We start from the raw sequence: 16,626 nt of genomic DNA, 5'->3' as shown, positions 1-16,626 counted from the left end.
TTCCCCACTTATGCGCACCATCACCTCAGCGCTGTTCCGGCGAGCGATGCTGCCGTCTTCCTGCCTGTGATACTTGCGCTAGGAGCCTAGACACTGGCGTCAGAACTGCAAGACCAATTTCAAGCTTGAAGCATTTACGTGCCGGCAATCTATGTTTACACTCATTGCCTATCAAAACGGTCTTGATCAAATGACCAAACGTGCCAAGAGGGGTCTCTCAATGAGAATGACAGGCATCTCGACTGTGTTGCAGGCCACGGCCTTCGCGGTTCTCGCCTCTCTTCCCGCGCCAGGCTGGGCGGCCGATCTGAAAATCGGCTTCAGCGCGCCAGCGACAACCCTGGATCCCCAGTTTCACAACGCGAGCCAGAACATTGCTGTCTCACGCAACATGTTCGACACACTGGTCCAGATGGATCCGGACAGCCACATTGTCCCGGCACTGGCCGAGTCGTGGCGCCTCGTTGACGACACCACCTGGGAATTCAAGCTGCGGCCCGCGAAGTTCAGCGATGGCTCGCCTGTGACTGCGGAAGACGTGGTTTGGTCCCTGGATAGACCTGCGACCATCCCGAACAGCCCCTCGAGCTTCACTATCTATACCCGCCCGATTGTCGAGAAGAAGATCATTGATGAGCACACGATTCAGCTGAAGACGGCTGCTCCTTATCCGCTGCTCCTCGCTGACCTGACCAATGTCTTCATCGTCAGCAAAAAGGCGACCGAGGGCCTGACCTCCGACAAATTCGTGACGGGGCAGGGGGTGCTCGGCAGCGGCCCGTACAAGTTCAAATCGTATACACCCGACGATCGCGTCATCATGACTGCGAACGAGAACTACTGGGGCGACAAGCCTGCATGGGAGACGGTCGAGATTCGCTTCCTGCCAAATGACAGCTCCCGCCTCAGCGCGCTTTTGTCAGGGGAGGTGGACGCCATCGAGAATATCCCGACGCCTGATCTCGAAGCGGTAAAAAACAACAAGAACCTCGTGGTCGGGGAGAAGATGTCGCATCGGCTCATCTTTCTGTTCCTCGATAGCGGGCGTAACGAGACGCCCGGTGTATCGGCCGCCGACGGCAGCCCTCTGAAAGCCAATCCATTCAAAGATGTGCGCGTGCGCAAAGCGGTCAACCTGGCCATCGATCGCGAGGCTATCGCCAGCCGTCTGATGCAGGGGCTTGCCTTTCCTACGAATAATATCGTGACCGAAACCATGCAGGGTTATGTTCCCGGCATCAAACCCGCCTATGATCCCGAACAGGCGAAGAAGCTCCTCGCCGAAGCCGGCTATGACAAAGGCTTCCGCCTTGTCCTGGCGTCCCCGAACAATCGCCTGATCAACGACGCCAAGGTTGCGCAGGCCGTCGCGCAGATGCTGACCCGCGTCGGTATCCGCACCTCCGTCGACGCGGTCCCCTTCGCGGTGATCAACACGCGCGGCAACAAGGGCGAATTTTCCTCCGTGATGATGGGTTGGGGAGCGCAGACAGCCGAAGCATCGTCGCCGATCCGCGCGATGATCGCCTGCACGAACAAGGAAAAGGGTTGGGGACCAGTCAATTGGGGCAATTACTGCAACCCAGATCTTGATGCTGTTACTGCCAAGGCGCTCAATACGATGGACGACGCGGCACGCGCAAAGCTGCTTCAAGACGCCAGCCAAATTGTCCATGACGACGTGGCCATCGTGCCGCTCTATTTCCAGGCGAATACGTGGGCGGCCAAGCCCGGCATCACGATCACCCCGCGCATGGATGAGCGCACCTCCGCGCTCATGTTCGCGCCTGGCAAATGATCAGCGGCGATGTGATCACTCGTTGGGTGATCACTGACCCAATGATCTCGCATCAAACGGCGGACCGTCTGGTGATTGCGGCGCGATGGTGACCGTCAAGTTGGTGATGCAACAGACCGGTGATGAAGTGCGGCAGACAGGAGCTGTAAGAGGATGCTTGTATTCCTGACGCGCCGCCTTTTCGGCGGGCTGCTCGTACTCTTCGTTACCGCGACGCTGGTGTTCTTTGCGGTTTTCGCACTGGGGAATCACGTCGATGTCATGGTGAGCCCGGATGCCGACCAGACGGAACGCGCGGCCGCTATCGCGCGCCTTGGGCTGGATCGACCTATTCTGGAGCAATATGCGAGTTTCCTGTGGAATGCCGTGAGGGGCGATCTCGGCAATTCCTTCGTCTACGGAAAGCCCGCGACAACGGTCATTCTGGAACGCTTGCCGGTGACGTTAGAGCTCGCCGTCGTCGCCATGGCGATCGCGCTCGCTATCGGCATTCCGCTCGGTCTCATCGCTGGCCTGAAACCTGCGAGCTTCAGTGGTAAGACCATCATGTCCGGCTCGATTCTCGGCTTCTCGCTGCCGAATTTCTGGATCGGCCTGATGCTCATCTCGATCTTCGCGGTGCAGCTCAAGTGGCTGCCCTCGGGCGGCCGCGGTCCGACCGTGGACGTTTTCGGCATTCCACTGTCCATCTTGTCCCTGGAAGGACTGAAGTACCTCATATTGCCGGCGTTTACGCTTGCGCTTTACAAGACTTCGCTGATTATCCGCATCTGCGAGACAGGAACACGCAACGTCAACCGGCAGGATTACATCCGCACGGCGGGGGCGCGCGGCGTGCCGCCGGTCCGCATCGTGACCGTCCACCTCCTCAAGAATGTCATCATCCCCGTCATCACCGTCATGGGGCTCGAGTTCGGCGCCATGATCGCCTTTGCGGTGGCGGTGGAGACGGTGTTCTCCTATCCCGGCATGGGCAAGCTCCTGATCGACTCCATCAACCGCATCGACCGGCCGGTGATCGTCGCCTATCTCATGGTAACCTGCCTGATATTCGTCACCGTCAATCTGATCGTGGACGGGCTTTATGCCGTCCTCGATCCGCGCGTGCGCCTCAGCGCATCGAAGGCTTGAGCCATGGTTGCAGCGCATATTCCGACCGGGCCTGGCACGACCGAGGCCGAGGAGCCCCGCCAGAGCATCACCCGCAAGCGCATCAAGGCCTTCCTGCGCGCGCCGGGCGCGGTCTTCGGGCTGGCCCTGTTCCTGCTGTTCCTGATCCTGGCGGTCTTCGCCCCCCAGATCTCGCCGCAGAACCCCTATGATCTCGACACCCTCGACATCATGGACAACATGCTGGCGCCGGGCTCGACGCTGGGCAACGGCGCCACCGCATGGCTCGGCACCGATGACCAGGGCCGGGACATGCTGTCCGCCATCCTGCACGGCCTGCGCATTTCGATCGGCGTGGGCGTCACGTCAGTCTTGATCGCCAGCGCGATCGGTGCCGTCGTCGGCATCGGCTGCGCCTATATCGGTGGCCGCGTCGACAGCATCGCCATGCGCATCGTCGACCTGCAGCTCTCTTTTCCTTCGATTCTCGTGGCGCTGGTGCTGCTGTCGGTCTTCGGGCGCGGCATCGACAAGGTCATCCTCGCCCTCGTCATCGTGCAATGGGCTTATTATGCGCGCACGGTGCGCGGCTCGGCACTCGTCGAGCGCGAGAAGGACTATATCGCGGCCGCCGTGTCCTTCGGGGCGCCGCGATGGCGCATCATGTTCCGGCATCTCCTGCCGAACTGCCTGCCGCCGCTCATCGTGGTCGCCACGGTGCAGATCGCTCATGCGATCTCGCTTGAGGCAACGCTCTCCTTCCTCGGCGTCGGCGTGCCCGTGACGGAACCCTCGCTCGGCATGCTCATCGCCAACGGCTATGGCTATCTGCTCTCCGGCAAATACTGGATCTCGACCTTTCCCGGCTTCGCTCTTCTGCTCCTGGTCCTTGCCATCAATCTCGTCGGCGATCGTCTGCGCCACGTAATGGATCCCTACAGCGATCAGAATGGCAACTGACAGCCCTCCCTCCGGTCGCCGGGCGCTGGTGCTCGGCGCGGGCATTGTCGGCGTCTCGATCGCGTTGCATCTTCAGCAGCGCGGTTGGTCCGTTGCCATTGTCGACCGCAAGGATCCGGGGCGCGAGACGAGCTACGGCAACGCGGGTTTCATCGAATGCTCGTCGGTGCTGCCGCATCCCTTTCCGCGTGGTTTATCGACGCTGCTACGGCTGGCGATGAACCGCTCGGACGGTGTGCGCTACGATCCGCGCTTCCTGCCGCGCATCGCGCCCTGGCTCCTGGCCTACTGGCGCGCCTCGCAGGACAGCGCTCTGGCCCATATCGGGCCTGCCTTCCGCGCATTGATCGGCACCGCGCTCGCCGAGCACGAGGCGCTGATGGCCGAGGCCGGGGCAACGGCGCTGCTCAGCCGCGACGGCTGGCTGGAGCTCTGCCGTTCCCCGCGGCAACTGGAAGAAGCCGACCGCGAGGCGGAGTTCGCCCGCGGCCACGGGGTGACGGCGGAACGCATCGGTGCGAAGGCCCTTTATGCGCTGGAGCCCGCGCTGCGACCCGGCATCAGCGGCGCCATCGTCTGGCGCGACACCTGCCGGATCATCGATCCCGGCGGGCTGGTCGAGGCCTATGCGCAGCTCTTCACGGCAAAAGAGGGCAAAATCCTGCGGGCCGATGCCCTCACGCTCACCGGCGCGGCCGGCGCCTGGCAGATCCGGTCCGGGAGCGGGGAAACGATCTCCGCCGACCATGCCATCGTCGCCCTCGGGCCGTGGGCGGGAGATCTCGCCGCGCGCTTCGGCTATCGCTTCCCGCTGGCCGTCAAGCGCGGCTATCACCGGCACTTCGCCTATGCTGACGGCGGGCGGCTGAAGCAAGCCGTCTACATCCGTGACGAAGCCTGCCTGATGGTCCCGGTGACGCGCGGCATTCGCCTGCTCTCGGGCGTCGAGCTCGCCCCGCGCGATGCGCCGCCGAGCCCCGTCCAGCTTCGACATATCGAGGCAAAGGCGCGTCGCGTGGTCACGCTTGGCGAGCCCGTGGAGCACGAGCCCTGGCTTGGCGCGCGGCCCTGCCTGCCGGACATGCTGCCGGTGATCGGCCCCGCGCCGCGCCATGTCGGGCTGTGGTTCGCCTTCGGGCACAGCCACTATGGCCTGACATTGGGCCCGACGACCGGGCGCCTACTGGCGGAGATGATGAGCGGCGAGGCGCCCTTCATCGCGCCGCAGGCCTATCGCGCCGAGCGCTTCGCCGTTTAGTGCACATCAACAAAGACGCTGTTCTGCCAAGCGCCTGATCAGCGCAACGCAACGTTCGAGCTCGGCCTCTTCGATGAACTCGTCGGGCTGGTGGGCCTGCGCGATATCGCCGGGGCCGCAGACGACGGCCGGGGTGCCGAAACGCTGGAATATGCCCGCCTCGGTGCCGTAGGGAACCTTCAGGGCGGCCGTCTGGCCGACGAGGTCCATGAGGAGCGTCTCGGCCGTCCGGTCGGCATTGGGGCCGAGCGGCGGGATATGGGCCTGAACCTCAAAGGCGATGCCACAGGCCGGATCGATCGCCTTCATCGCCGGTTCGAGGGTCTCACGCGCGAAGTGCTCGATGCGCGCGAGCACGGCGCGGTCATCGACGCCGGGAATGACGCGCATTTCCCAGAAGAGGCGGCAGTTTTCGGCGACAATATTGCCGTGCAAGCCGCCGTTGATGATATTGACCTGGATGGTGCTGTAGGGCGGATCGAGGCCGTCGTGGCGCGCGCCCTCCACAAATTCCCGCCGCAGGCCGTTGATGAAGGCGATCAGCTCGCCCGCGACCATCACCGCATTAACATAGCGATCGGGCTGCGAGGAATGGCCGGGCTTGCCGGTGACCGTGGCCCAGCCGATGAGCCCGCCCTTGTGGGCATCGATCACCTTGAGCGACGAGGGCTCGCCGATGACGGCCAGTTGCGGCGCCAGTCCTGACCGGCCAAGCCACTCGGCCATCGACCAGACCCCGGTGCAGCCGACCTCCTCGTCATAGGAGAAAGCCAGATGGAGCGGCCTGGCAAGCGGCAGCCGGGCGACATCCTGCGCCGCCGCGATGCTGGAGGCGAGAAAGCCCTTCATGTCGGTCGCGCCGCGGCCGATGAGCCGGCCGTTCTCCGCCCGCATCAGGAAGGGATCGCCCGTCCAGGCCTGTCCGGTCGTCGGCACGACATCCGTATGGCCGGACAGAACGAGGCCGCCGGGCACCTCCGGGCCGATGCTGACGAGGAGATTGGCCTTGGTGCCGTCCGCATGCGGGAAGCGCCGGAACCGGGCCCCGAGCGACGCCAATGCAGTCTCCACCCACTGCAGCAGATCGAGATTGGTCGCCGCGCTCACGGTCGGAAAGCCGATGAGATGGCCGAGCGCGGCTTTGGCAGATAGCGTTGACATGGCATCCTTTTCCCTATGCGGGATTATCTGAGCGCCTCGGCGATGCGTGAGCAGGCCTGCTCGATCTGGCGCGCGTCACGCAATACGCACATGCGCATGAAGCGCCTGGCAACGCCGCCGAAGAGATGGCCGGGCGCGAGCCCGACGCGCGCCTCGTGCAGGATCCTGCTGCAGGCAACCATCGCGTCGTCCTCGCCCTTCAGGGCGAAGAACACGTAGAGGCCGCCCCGCGGCTTGGCACCGAACTCGAGTTGGTTGATGCCGGCCAGATGCTCGTACGCGATATCGCGGCCGGTGCGGCAGCGTTCGCGCACCTCGTCGACCACCGGCTCGCCGTGGATCAAGGCCGCGGCAGCCGCTGCCTGGACGAAGCCCGCCGTGCCGCTGTTGAGGTACTGGGTCATCGCCCCGATGGTGGGCGACAGCGAGGCGGGATGGTTGAGCCAGCCCACGCGCCAGCCGGTCATGGCCCAGGCCTTGGAGAAGCTGTTGACCGCCATGACGCGGTCCTCGTCATCGGCGATCTGGAGCATCGACGGCGCAACCGGGCCGTCGAAATAGATGCGGCCATAGACTTCGTCGCTGAGGATCCACACGCCGGTGCGCCGGCTGAAGGCGAGAATGGCTTCGAGTTCTCCAGCCGTCGCCACCCAGCCGCCCGGATTGGACGGCGTGGGCAGGAAGATCGCCCGCGTCTTCGCGGTACAGGAGGCGAACAACCGGTCGAGATCGAGCCGCCAGTCGCCATCCCGGAACTCGAGCGGGAAGGGCACCGGGACGCCGTCATGCATATGGATGGCGGCGCGAATATTGGGCCATTGCGGCTCGATATAGACGACTTCGTCGCCCGCATCGACGATCAGCGACAGCGCGAGATAAACGGCCTGCATGCCGCCCGGCGTGACGGTGGAGCGGGCCCGCGAGATCGGCCGCCCGTGCAGCGCGGTCTGGTAGGCCGACAGGGCCTCGGAAAGCGCGGGCAGGCCGCGCATGTCCGGGACGTAGAAGGTCATGCCCTGATCGAGCGCCGCCTTCGCGGCATCGCGGATGAAGGCGGGCGTGACCATGTCGCCCTCGCCATACCAGAGCGGAATGACGCCCTCGATGCCCTGCGCCTCCACGGCGAGCCGCGCAATATTCTCCATGGGAATACTGGCCATGGAGGGGCGAATGCCGAGTAGCGGCGCGAGATCTGCCGGTATTGCCACAATAGTCACTCCACAGGATTGTCATCCGGTCGAATATCGATCCGGCATCGTGCGGGCCCGCTCGCAAGGGTCAGAATCAATGCATTCGCATCTTCCAAGAATGCCTGCCGGAGTTTGCCCCCGCGACACGCCATTCTAGTCGGTCGTCTGGCTGGAGGCCGATGGATTTTCCCTCTCCGCGCGGCCGCGTGCCGCTCAATTACGAGATTCGAGCGTTGCGCCCAATTATTTCAAGTTCAAACTATTCTATGCCGACACGTCCGAAATGCAACAGCGGCGTTGTTCGCCCCCGTCAAGTGGACAGCTTTTGGGCGTTGGCTAGGCCGAGCTGCCACGCTCTCATGGTCGATAAATATGCATATGCATTCAATTTGGGAGGCTCGCGAGCCATATTCGATCTTGCCTTGGCGCAGCCTTTCCCTATTCTTATTCAAAGAGACGGGAACAAGCCGGCCAGGCCCAAGGAATATGGATTTTCAGATATCGAGGGTTGGCCGACAGGCGGTGACAGAGACCGGTGATGGACATCGTGAGCTTGCCGTCCCGGTGATCATGATGGGAGGCCAGTCGCATGGCTGAACGTTCGTTCGCGCGCGAGGTGCAGGATCTCAAGCTGGGTGAAGGTGAGATCTTCCGGGGTGAAGGTATTCTCGCCATCACCAAGGCATTGTTGCAGTCCGGCGTGTCTTATGTAGGCGGCTATCAAGGCTCGCCTATTTCCCATCTCATGGATGTGCTTGCCGACGCCAAGGACGTGCTTGATGACCTTGGTGTTCATTTCGAATCCTCCGCCTCAGAGGCTGCGGCTGCTGCGATGCTCTCGGCCTCGGTGATGTATCCGGTGCGCGGCGCTGTCACGTGGAAATCGACGGCCGGTACCAATGTGGCATCGGATGCGCTATCGAATCTGTCATCCGGCGGTGTGACAGGAGGCGCCCTGGTCATCATCGGCGAAGACTACGGCGAAGGCTCCTCCATCATGCAGGAGCGCTCCCATGCCTTCGCCATGAAATCGCAGATGTGGCTGCTCGATCCGCGCCCCAATCTGGAATCCATCGTCAAGGCAGTTGAAGATGGCTTTGCGTTGTCGGAAGCGTCCAATACGCCGGTGATGCTCGGCGTTCGTATCCGTACCTGCCACGTCCACGGCCAGTTCGTGGCGAAGGATAACAAGAAGCCTGAGTTCACTTTGAGGCAGGCTGTCGAGCAGCCGAAGCGCGACGTCAACCGCATCGTCCTGCCGCCTGCGGCGTATATTCATGAAAGGGAAAAGCTGGAGAAACGCTGGCCGGCGGCTGTTGCCTTCATCAAAGAACGCAAGCTCAACGAATTTTTCGGGCCAGAGCAAGGTGACGTCGGCGTCATCCTGCAAGGCGGTATGTATAACAGCGTCATGCGTGCCTTGCAGCTCATGGGGCTCGCAGATGTCTACGGCAATTCCGCCGTTCCGCTCTATGTCCTCAACGTCGCCTATCCGATGATCGACGACGAAATGGTGGAATTCTGCCTCGGTAAGAAGGCCGTCATCATGGTGGAGGAGGGGCAGCCCGAGTATATCGAGCAGAGTCTGCATACCCTGCTGCGCCGCCGCGACATCAATACCAAAGTCAGCGGCAAGGATCTCCTGCCGCTCGGCGGCGAGATGACGGCGCCCGTGCTGATCAAGGGCCTCACCGCCTTCTTCGAGACCCACGCCCGCGTGCTGCTCGGCAACCGACCGCCGCTGCCGGATGCGACCCCGATCCTCGCCGATCCGAAGATCAAGGCCTTGGCCGATGTCGTGCCGCAGCGGCCGGCCGGCTTCTGCACCGGCTGTCCCGAACGGCCGATCTTCGCGGCGATGAAGCTGGTCGAGAAGGAACTCGGCCAGCATCACGTCTCGGCCGACATCGGCTGCCATCTCTTCTCCATCCTGCCGCCCTTCAATATCGGCGCGACGACCATGGGCTACGGCCTGGGGCCGGCCTCTGCGTCCGCCTTCAACGTGAAGGCGAACAAGCGCCCGATCGCCGTGATGGGCGACGGCGGCTTCTGGCACAACGGCCTCTCCACCAGCGTCGGCAACGCCGTCTACAACAAGCAGGACGGCGTGATCCTGATCGTCGACAATCATTATGCCGCCGCCACCGGTGGGCAGGATATTTTGTCTTCGCGCGCCGATAATCCTGAACGCTCGACGAAGCATCCGATCGTTGATGCGGTGAAGGGCATCGGCGTCCAATGGGTGCGCCAGATCGACCGGACCTATGACGTCGCCAGGATGCGCGATACCCTGAAGGAAGCGCTGACGACGGCGGAACGTGGGCCCAAGGTCATTGTCGCCTCGTCGGAATGCATGTTGAACAAGCAACGGCGCGTGAAGCCGCAGTTCAACAAGGCGGTCAAGGCAGGGCAGCGCATGGTGCGCGAGCGCTTCGGGGTCGACGAGGATGTCTGCACCGGCGATCATGCCTGCATCCGGCTCTCGGGCTGCCCCTCGCTGTCGGTGAAGCACACCGACGATCCCCTGAAGGATGACCCGGTCGCGGCCATCGACAATTCCTGCGTGGGCTGCGGCAATTGCGGCGAGGTCTCCGAGGCCGCCGTCCTCTGCCCCTCCTTCTATCGGGCGGACATCATCCATAACCCGACCGGCCTGGACCGCGTCCTTGCGAAAGTTCGCGGCGCGGTGATCGGCTTCCTGCAGCGCCGGCGCGACAGCCGGCGCGTGGTCTTCCCGGCGTGAACGAGGGCGCGATGACACGCCATGAAACCTTCCCGGCGGCGCGCCTGGCGACCGCGCGCCCCATTTCCGTTGCAATCCTCGCCATGGGCGGGCAGGGCGGTGGTGTCCTGTCGGACTGGGTCGTCGCGCTCGCCGAGGCGCAGGGCTGGGTGGCGCAATCCACCTCGGTGCCCGGCGTCGCGCAGCGCACCGGCGCGACGATCTACTACGTGGAAATGCTGCAGGCCCAGGACGGGCATGACCCGATCCTGTCGCTGATGCCGACCCCCGGGGATGTCGATGTGGTCATGGCTGCGGAGTTCATGGAGGCCGGCCGCTCCATGATGCGTGGCCTGGTCACGCCCGAGCGCACGACGCTGATCACCTCCAGCCATCGCTCCTTCGCCGTGGGCGAGAAGGAAAAACCGGGTAACGGCATCGGCGATCCGCTCGTCGTGGTGGAGGCGGCCGGCATCGCGGCCAAGCGCATCATCGCCTTTGACATGCAGACGCTCGCCGAGAAGAACGGCAGCGTCATTTCAGCAGCGATGTTCGGTGCGCTGGCTGCCGCCGAGGTGTTGCCCTTCCCACGCTCGGCCTTCGAGGATGCCGTCAAGGCCGGCGGCAAGGGTGTCGAGGCGAGCCTGCGCGCCTTCTCGGCCGCCTATGACCGCACCCGCGAGAAGCCGCGAGATACGGTGAGCGCCGAGCCCGAGAAGGCCCTGCCGCCGTTGCCGGACACTGTCGGACACGCGGCGCTCGACGGGCTCATCGCACGCATCCGCAAGGAATTGCCCGCAGAGACGCATGCAATCGCCTTCGCCGGCGTCAAGCGCCTCGTCGACTATCAGGACATCGCCTATGCCGGCGCCTATCTCGACCGGCTCGCGTCATTGACCGCGCTCGATGCCGCCCATGACGGCGCGCCCAAGGGCTTTGCCTTCACCACTGCCGCCGCCAAATATCTCGCGGTCGCCATGGCCTATGACGATGTGATTCGCGTTGCCGATCTCAAGACGCGCGCCAGCCGCTTCGACCGGGTGCGGCGCGAGGTCGGCGCCAAGGGAGACCAGATCGTCTATACGACCGAATACATGCATCCGCGCATGGAAGAGGTGGCTGGCACGCTGCCGGCCGGCATCGGCCATTTCCTCGAAGCTCGACCGAAGCTGTTCCATCAGCTCGACCGTCTGGTCAACCGGGGCCGCCGGGTACGGACCGGCACCATCGGCTGGTTCCTCAGCCTCTATGTCGTCGCGAGTCTCAAGCCGATCCGCACGCGTACCCTGCGGCACGAGCGGGAGATGGCTCACGTCGCGCACTGGCTGGACGTCGCGACCAAAGCCTTGCCCCAGGATTATGATCTGGCTGTCGAGGCGATCGCCTGTCGGCGCCTGGTCAAGGGCTATTCCGACACCCACGCGCGCGGCCAATCCAAGTTCGATCGGGTTCTTGCAGCCGTTCCCATGCTCACCGCCAAGCCGGACGGCGCCGCCTGGTTGCGGCGCCTCAAACAGGCGGCGCTCATGGATGAGGACGGAAAAGCGCTCGATGGCGCGTTGCTGACGGCGGAAAGCGCCTACCGCTAGAGCACGCTGCGTTTGGCCGGCCCTTTATTGGTTTCCCGTCGTGTTCATGAAGCCCGGGCCCGAGCTACCGCTCGCCCCAGGATGACCGGCGCGGGATAGTCCCGAAATGGCGATTCAGCCTAACGCCACATGCCGCGCATCTGTGCGCCGATGTCGATACGGATGTTGCGTGCATCGGAGCGTGTGGCCCCTTCTTCCCTGACACGAGGCCAGGTCGAGACCTCGAAACGCGCGAGCAGGCTCGAGGGGATGAAGCGCGTGCGCGACGCATAGACGTGCCGGTCACCCTGCGGGTTCTGCCCGTATGTAAAAAACCGTTGCGGGACAACGAGATGCAGGCTGTCCTTCGCGCGTGTCATCGCCACGTAGAGCAGCCGCCGTTCCTCCTCGACCTCCTCCTTCGTGCCAACCGCGAGATCGATCGGGATACAGCCGTCGACGGTGTTGAGCACGAAGACCGATGACCATTCCTGGCCCTTGGCGGAATGGATCGTCGACAGGATGAGATAATCCTCGTCGAGATGTGGCACGCCGGGCTCGTCGCTGGTCGCATCGGGAGGATCGAGCGTCAGCTCGGTGAGGAAGCGTTCGCGGGAGGCATAGCCGGCCGCGATCTGCTCCAGCTGCAGAAGATCGGCGCTGCGCACCGCGGCCTCCTCGTGGAGACGCTCCAGATGCGGCTCGTACCAGCGGCGGGCCTGTTCGATGTCGGCCGGCCAGGTGGTGTCGCCGCGGCCGATGGCGGTCAGCATCGCGACGAAGGATGTCCAGTCGTCGCCCGCGCGCGGCGGTGTGGGCAAAGTGGGGAGCAGGGCCAGCGGCTCGTTCGCGTTCGCCAGGGCATCGAGCACACGTTGCGCGGTGCCTGGCCCCACACCCGGTAGCAATTGCATGGCGCGGAAGCCCGCCACGCGGTCACGGGGGTTCTGCACGAAACGCAGGATCGCCAGGATGTCCTTGACATGGGCCGCGTCCAGGAACTTCAGCCCGCCGAATTTCACAAAGGGGATATTGCGGCGCGCGAGCTCGATTTCGAGCGGCCGGCTGTGATGGGTCGCGCGAAACAGCACCGCCTGCTGCTTCAGCCTGGCACCGGCTTCCCGGTTGGCGAGCACGCTCTCCGCGATATAGCGCGCCTGTTCCGCCTCGTCGCGCACGGTGACGAGGCGCGGCTTCTCCGCGGAGCGGCGCTCCGTCCAGAGATTCTTGGTGAAGCGTTCGCTCGCGAGGTCGATGACGCCGTTGGCGGCCGCCAGAATGGGCTCCGTGGAGCGATAATTTCGGTCCAGCGTGATGATCTTGGCCGCCGGCGTGAAACGCCTGGGGAACTCGAGGATATTTCTAACGGTGGCCGCGCGGAACGAATAGATGGCCTGCGCGTCGTCTCCGACGACCGTGAGCCCCTCGCCCCGAGGCTTCAGGGCCATCAGGATGGAGGCCTGGAGGCGGTTGGTGTCCTGATACTCATCGACCATCACATGGTCGAAGCGTCCGCCGATATCCTCGGCCAGCACCGGATGAGCCGCGGCCCGCGCCCAGTAGAGCAGGAGATCGTCGTAATCGAGCACGTTCTGCGCCTGCTTGGCTGCGACATAACCGGCGAAGAGCTCCCGGAGCTGGTCGGCCCAGCTGGCGCACCAGGGAAAATGGCGACCGAGCACATCCGCGAGCGGGATCTCGGCGTTGACGACACGCGAGTAGATTGCAAGGCAGGTACCCTTGGCCGGAAAACGCGTCTCGGTCCGCGAGAATCCAAGCTCGTGGCGGACAAGGTTCATCAGGTCGGCGGAGTCCTCGCGATCGTGAATCGTGAAGGCCGGATCAAGGCCGATTTCATCGGCGCAGTCCCGCAGGATGCGCGCGCCGATGCCGTGGAACGTCCCCGCCCATGTCAGCGCATCGGCCAGTGGCCGGGCGTGGGCTGGCAGCACGCGGTTGCAGATGCGCTCCACCCGGCGCGCCATTTCGGCGGCGGCCCGCCGCGAGAAAGTCATCAGCAGGATGCGCCGGGGATCGGCGCCAGCGACGATGAGATGGGCGACGCGATGGGCAAGCGTGTTCGTCTTGCCCGATCCAGCGCCTGCGATGATGAGGAGTGGCGGTGCGATGGTTGCCTTCGCATCCACGACGCCATGCTCAACAGCCTGCCTTTGCTCCGCATTCAAGGTTTCGAGATAGGCTGCTGCTACCGACACGAGCGAGTTGTCCTGCGAATCATCCTGAAGTCATCAGCATCCACGTTTCCAAATTCTCGTTTTGTTCGCAACGTAAAGGATCAAAATCCGCTATTTGTCGCGGCGTGCCGGTCCTGTCGCGGAGTCCTCGGCCCCTCTGCAAGAGGGGCTGGAGAGGCGTGAAAAGCCAGTTGACTCACTGTCCGCCCGGCCATAGTTTAACGATAAATCAAAACCGAGGCGGCCCGCTTCCAGGCAGCCCACCATTGACCGAGTGTGTGATGGCCGAGACCATAATTGATGCTTACCCGTCGTTGCGTGACATGCGAGAGCACTACTTCAGCGCCCTCTTGTCCGATGTGCTGGATGATCTGGGCTACGTGAACCAGGCGATGCCCCACACCATCCGGCCACTCGATGAGACGAGTGTGATGGTGGGGCGTGCGCGCACCGCGCTCTATCTTGAGGTCTACGAGCGGCCGCAGCCTGGCGAAAATCCCTACGAGCTGGAAATCGCGCTTGTCGACAGCCTCAAGCGCGACGAGATTCCGGTCTTCGCCTGTGGCATGTCCGGACGGATCGCGCCCTGGGGCGGACTTCTCAGCACCGCCGCCAATTTCCGTGGCTCCGCTGGCGCCCTCATGGACGGCTGCGTCCGCGACACGCGTGAGATCCGCTCCATCGGTTACCCCGTCTTCCATGGCGGCATTGCCCCGATCGATTCCAAGGGACGGGGGAAGATCGTCGCGCTCGATGTCGGAATTGAATGCGCAGGGGTAAAGGTCGCGAGCGGCGACCTTGTCTTTGGCGACGTGGACGGGGTCGTCGTTGTGCCAAGAGCTGTCGAGGCTGACGTCCTGCGGCGGGCTTCAGAGCGCCTCAAGGGCGAACGCAACACCTTGGCAGAGCTCGCGGCGGGCGAGACGCTGGCGAATGTCTTCGCCAAGTTCGGCATTCTCTGACCGGTTCGTTCTCCATACCGGCGAAGGCTGCGCCGCACGAAAGATGCCGAACGGCACGTCGCTTTAAACGCAACAAAGGGGATGAAGATGGCACTTATCAAGGCACGACTTCTGGCCTGCACTGCTGTGGCGGCTGGCCTTCTGAGCTGGGGGACGGCCGCGGCACAGGCTGAGATCTGCGGCCGAAAGGGGGGCGATCTCGTTTTCGGCATGGAAGCCAAGCTCAGCACGCTCGACCAGCACGTGAACGCTGCGAACGCAACACGCAATGTCGCGATGAACATCTTCGAGACATTGATGACGCGCGACGAGAACATGGCTCCCGTTCTCGACCTCGCGGAGTCGCTTGATGTCAGCGACGATGGGAAGACCTATACGTTCAAGCTGCGCCCCGGAGTGAAGTTCCACAATGGGAAGCCGCTGACATCTGCCGATGTCGCAGGATCCTTCGCGCGCTACAAGCGCGTTGGTATCGACCGATCGGCGCTGGACGCGGTCGACCGTTGGGAGACGCCCGATGACGCGACCTTCCGCATTATCCTGAAGGAGCCGCGCGCGACGTTCTTGGAAAGCATCTCGGCGTCGACAGTGCCGATCGTGATCGTGCCAGCCGACCAATCGAATGCCGAGCCGACTCAGTTAAAGCCCATCGGCACCGGGCCGTTCGAGCTGGTGGAGTTCGTTGCTGACAGTCACGTCAAGGTGAAGCGCTTCGACGGCTATGTGCCGAACAAGACGCTCAAGGGCATTTCGGGCTTCGCCGGGCAGAAGGAAGCCTGCCTCGATACTGTCACGTTCCGCACGCTCGCTGAACCCGGCGCACGAACGGCGGCGCTGGAAACCGGCGAGGTCCAGATTGTCGAAGACGTGCCGACGCTATCGCGTGAGAGGCTGACAAAAAACAAGGACATCAAGGTCGTTCAGCTCGACTATGCTGGCCTGAACCTGACTTATCCCAATCTTTCCCAGGCGCCGACCGACAATCTCAAGGTGCGCCAGGCGATTTTGGCCTCTCTGAACATGGAAGACATTATGGATGCGGCTAGCGATGGGGCTTTCAGCCTTAATCCGTCGTTCCAGTTTCCTGGACAGACTTATTACAGCGAGGCAGGCAGCGAGCTTTACAATCAAAACAACCCGGAAAAGGCCAAGGCCCTTCTGAAGGAAGCGGGGTATAAGGGCGAGAAGGTCGTGCTGCTGACGACGCGTGATATTCCACGTGCTTATACGACCGCGCTCGTCATGTCCGAGCAGATGAAGGCGGCTGGCATCAATGCCGAGCTTCTGGTGCTCGACTGGCCGACGGCGCTTGGCATGAGCGTCAACGAGAACAAGGGCTGGAATTTCTTCTTCACGACCTGGATCACCGTGACTGCCCAGGGCGGGGCCCAGTCCTTACGCAATCTTGCTGATCCGTCCAATGTGCATAAGCCCGTCGGCAACAAGTCTGACGAAGAATTCATGAAGCAGTTCAATATTCTGTCGTCGAGCCCGGATCTCGAAAAACGCAAGGAGGCCTTTGCCAAGGCACAAGCCCGTGTGTTCGATCAGGTCATGGCCATCCCCTTCGGTGCCATTCCGAAGATTCAAGCAACACGAGCGAATGTCGAGGGGTATGTGCCCTTCTTCAACACGCGTGTCTCCAATGTCTGGCTGAAGCAATAAAGGCGTAACGCCCGATGCGGATAAGGATCGGCAATCA

Annotated in this window: 11 protein-coding genes; 8 read left to right on the top strand and 3 right to left on the bottom strand. The window is 63.2% G+C overall.

Annotated features, from left to right (window positions below):
• Positions 1-220 precede the first annotated feature (220 nt).
• The 4 genes from KIO76_RS28085 (at position 221) to KIO76_RS28070 (ending at position 5,126) form a co-directional block, all read left to right on the top strand.
• The gene (locus KIO76_RS28085; RefSeq protein WP_213326854.1) at positions 221-1,798 is read left to right on the top strand and encodes an ABC transporter substrate-binding protein; all 1,578 of its coding nucleotides are present in this window, start codon (positions 221-223) and stop codon (positions 1,796-1,798) included.
• Positions 1,799-1,951: 153 nt separating this feature from the next.
• Complete coding sequence (locus KIO76_RS28080; RefSeq protein ID WP_213326853.1) at positions 1,952-2,929, top strand: ABC transporter permease; 978 nt, start codon at positions 1,952-1,954, stop codon at positions 2,927-2,929.
• Positions 2,930-2,932: 3 nt separating this feature from the next.
• Complete coding sequence (locus KIO76_RS28075) at positions 2,933-3,868, top strand: ABC transporter permease (protein WP_213326852.1); 936 nt, start codon at positions 2,933-2,935, stop codon at positions 3,866-3,868.
• Entirely contained in the window at positions 3,858-5,126 is a 1,269-nt protein-coding gene (locus tag KIO76_RS28070) for an NAD(P)/FAD-dependent oxidoreductase (protein WP_213326851.1), read from the top strand. Before KIO76_RS28075 ends, KIO76_RS28070 begins: the two co-directional genes overlap by 11 nt.
• Before the next feature lie 6 nt (positions 5,127-5,132).
• Here the strand turns inward: KIO76_RS28070 and argE are convergent, their stop codons facing one another.
• Both argE and KIO76_RS28060 read right to left on the bottom strand, forming a co-directional pair.
• A complete protein-coding gene (argE, locus tag KIO76_RS28065; RefSeq protein WP_213326850.1) occupies positions 5,133-6,287 on the bottom strand; it encodes an acetylornithine deacetylase in 1,155 nt (384 codons plus the stop codon).
• A gap of 23 nt (positions 6,288-6,310) precedes the next feature.
• Complete coding sequence (locus tag KIO76_RS28060) at positions 6,311-7,447, bottom strand: pyridoxal phosphate-dependent aminotransferase (protein WP_213326849.1); 1,137 nt, start codon at positions 7,445-7,447, stop codon at positions 6,311-6,313.
• A 619-nt stretch (positions 7,448-8,066) separates the two neighbouring features.
• Between KIO76_RS28060 and KIO76_RS28055 the strand changes: the two genes are divergently transcribed.
• The gene (locus KIO76_RS28055) at positions 8,067-10,220 is read left to right on the top strand and encodes a ferredoxin family protein (RefSeq protein WP_213326848.1); all 2,154 of its coding nucleotides are present in this window, start codon (positions 8,067-8,069) and stop codon (positions 10,218-10,220) included.
• An 11-nt stretch (positions 10,221-10,231) separates the two neighbouring features.
• Positions 10,232-11,788, top strand: coding sequence for an indolepyruvate oxidoreductase subunit beta family protein (locus tag KIO76_RS28050; RefSeq protein ID WP_213326847.1), 1,557 nt, complete (start codon positions 10,232-10,234; stop codon positions 11,786-11,788).
• A 119-nt stretch (positions 11,789-11,907) separates the two neighbouring features.
• Here KIO76_RS28050 and KIO76_RS28045 read toward each other — a convergent pair whose 3' ends face one another.
• Positions 11,908-13,983 carry an ATP-dependent helicase gene (locus KIO76_RS28045; protein WP_213326846.1) on the bottom strand — a complete coding sequence of 692 codons (2,076 nt, stop codon included), beginning with the start codon at positions 13,981-13,983 and terminating at the stop codon, positions 11,908-11,910.
• A gap of 260 nt (positions 13,984-14,243) precedes the next feature.
• On the opposite strand from KIO76_RS28045, the gene KIO76_RS28040 reads away from it, so the two are divergent.
• Both KIO76_RS28040 and KIO76_RS28035 read left to right on the top strand, forming a co-directional pair.
• Positions 14,244-14,924, top strand: a complete 681-nt coding sequence (locus KIO76_RS28040; protein ID WP_213326845.1) for an RraA family protein — start codon at positions 14,244-14,246, stop codon at positions 14,922-14,924.
• A gap of 87 nt (positions 14,925-15,011) precedes the next feature.
• Positions 15,012-16,589 (top strand): ABC transporter substrate-binding protein, encoded by a 1,578-nt coding sequence (locus tag KIO76_RS28035; RefSeq protein ID WP_213326844.1) that lies wholly within the window; start codon positions 15,012-15,014, stop codon positions 16,587-16,589.
• Positions 16,590-16,626 lie beyond the last annotated feature (37 nt).

This window comes from Chelatococcus sp. YT9, assembly GCF_018398315.1.
In the GTDB taxonomy this organism is placed as follows: Bacteria; Pseudomonadota; Alphaproteobacteria; order Rhizobiales; family Beijerinckiaceae; genus Chelatococcus.
This window is presented reverse-complemented; position numbering and strand designations above follow the sequence as displayed.

Coding starts and splice junctions, on each gene's coding strand:
- KIO76_RS28075 (WP_213326852.1), top strand. CDS start 2,933: ATGGTTGCAGCGCATATTCCGACCGGGCCTGGCACGACCGAGGCCGAG.
- argE (WP_213326850.1), bottom strand. CDS start 6,287: ATGTCAACGCTATCTGCCAAAGCCGCGCTCGGCCATCTCATCGGCTTT.
- KIO76_RS28085 (WP_213326854.1), top strand. CDS start 221: ATGAGAATGACAGGCATCTCGACTGTGTTGCAGGCCACGGCCTTCGCG.
- KIO76_RS28055 (WP_213326848.1), top strand. CDS start 8,067: ATGGCTGAACGTTCGTTCGCGCGCGAGGTGCAGGATCTCAAGCTGGGT.
- KIO76_RS28050 (WP_213326847.1), top strand. CDS start 10,232: ATGACACGCCATGAAACCTTCCCGGCGGCGCGCCTGGCGACCGCGCGC.
- KIO76_RS28060 (WP_213326849.1), bottom strand. CDS start 7,447: ATGGCCAGTATTCCCATGGAGAATATTGCGCGGCTCGCCGTGGAGGCG.
- KIO76_RS28040 (WP_213326845.1), top strand. CDS start 14,244: ATGGCCGAGACCATAATTGATGCTTACCCGTCGTTGCGTGACATGCGA.
- KIO76_RS28070 (WP_213326851.1), top strand. CDS start 3,858: ATGGCAACTGACAGCCCTCCCTCCGGTCGCCGGGCGCTGGTGCTCGGC.
- KIO76_RS28035 (WP_213326844.1), top strand. CDS start 15,012: ATGGCACTTATCAAGGCACGACTTCTGGCCTGCACTGCTGTGGCGGCT.
- KIO76_RS28080 (WP_213326853.1), top strand. CDS start 1,952: ATGCTTGTATTCCTGACGCGCCGCCTTTTCGGCGGGCTGCTCGTACTC.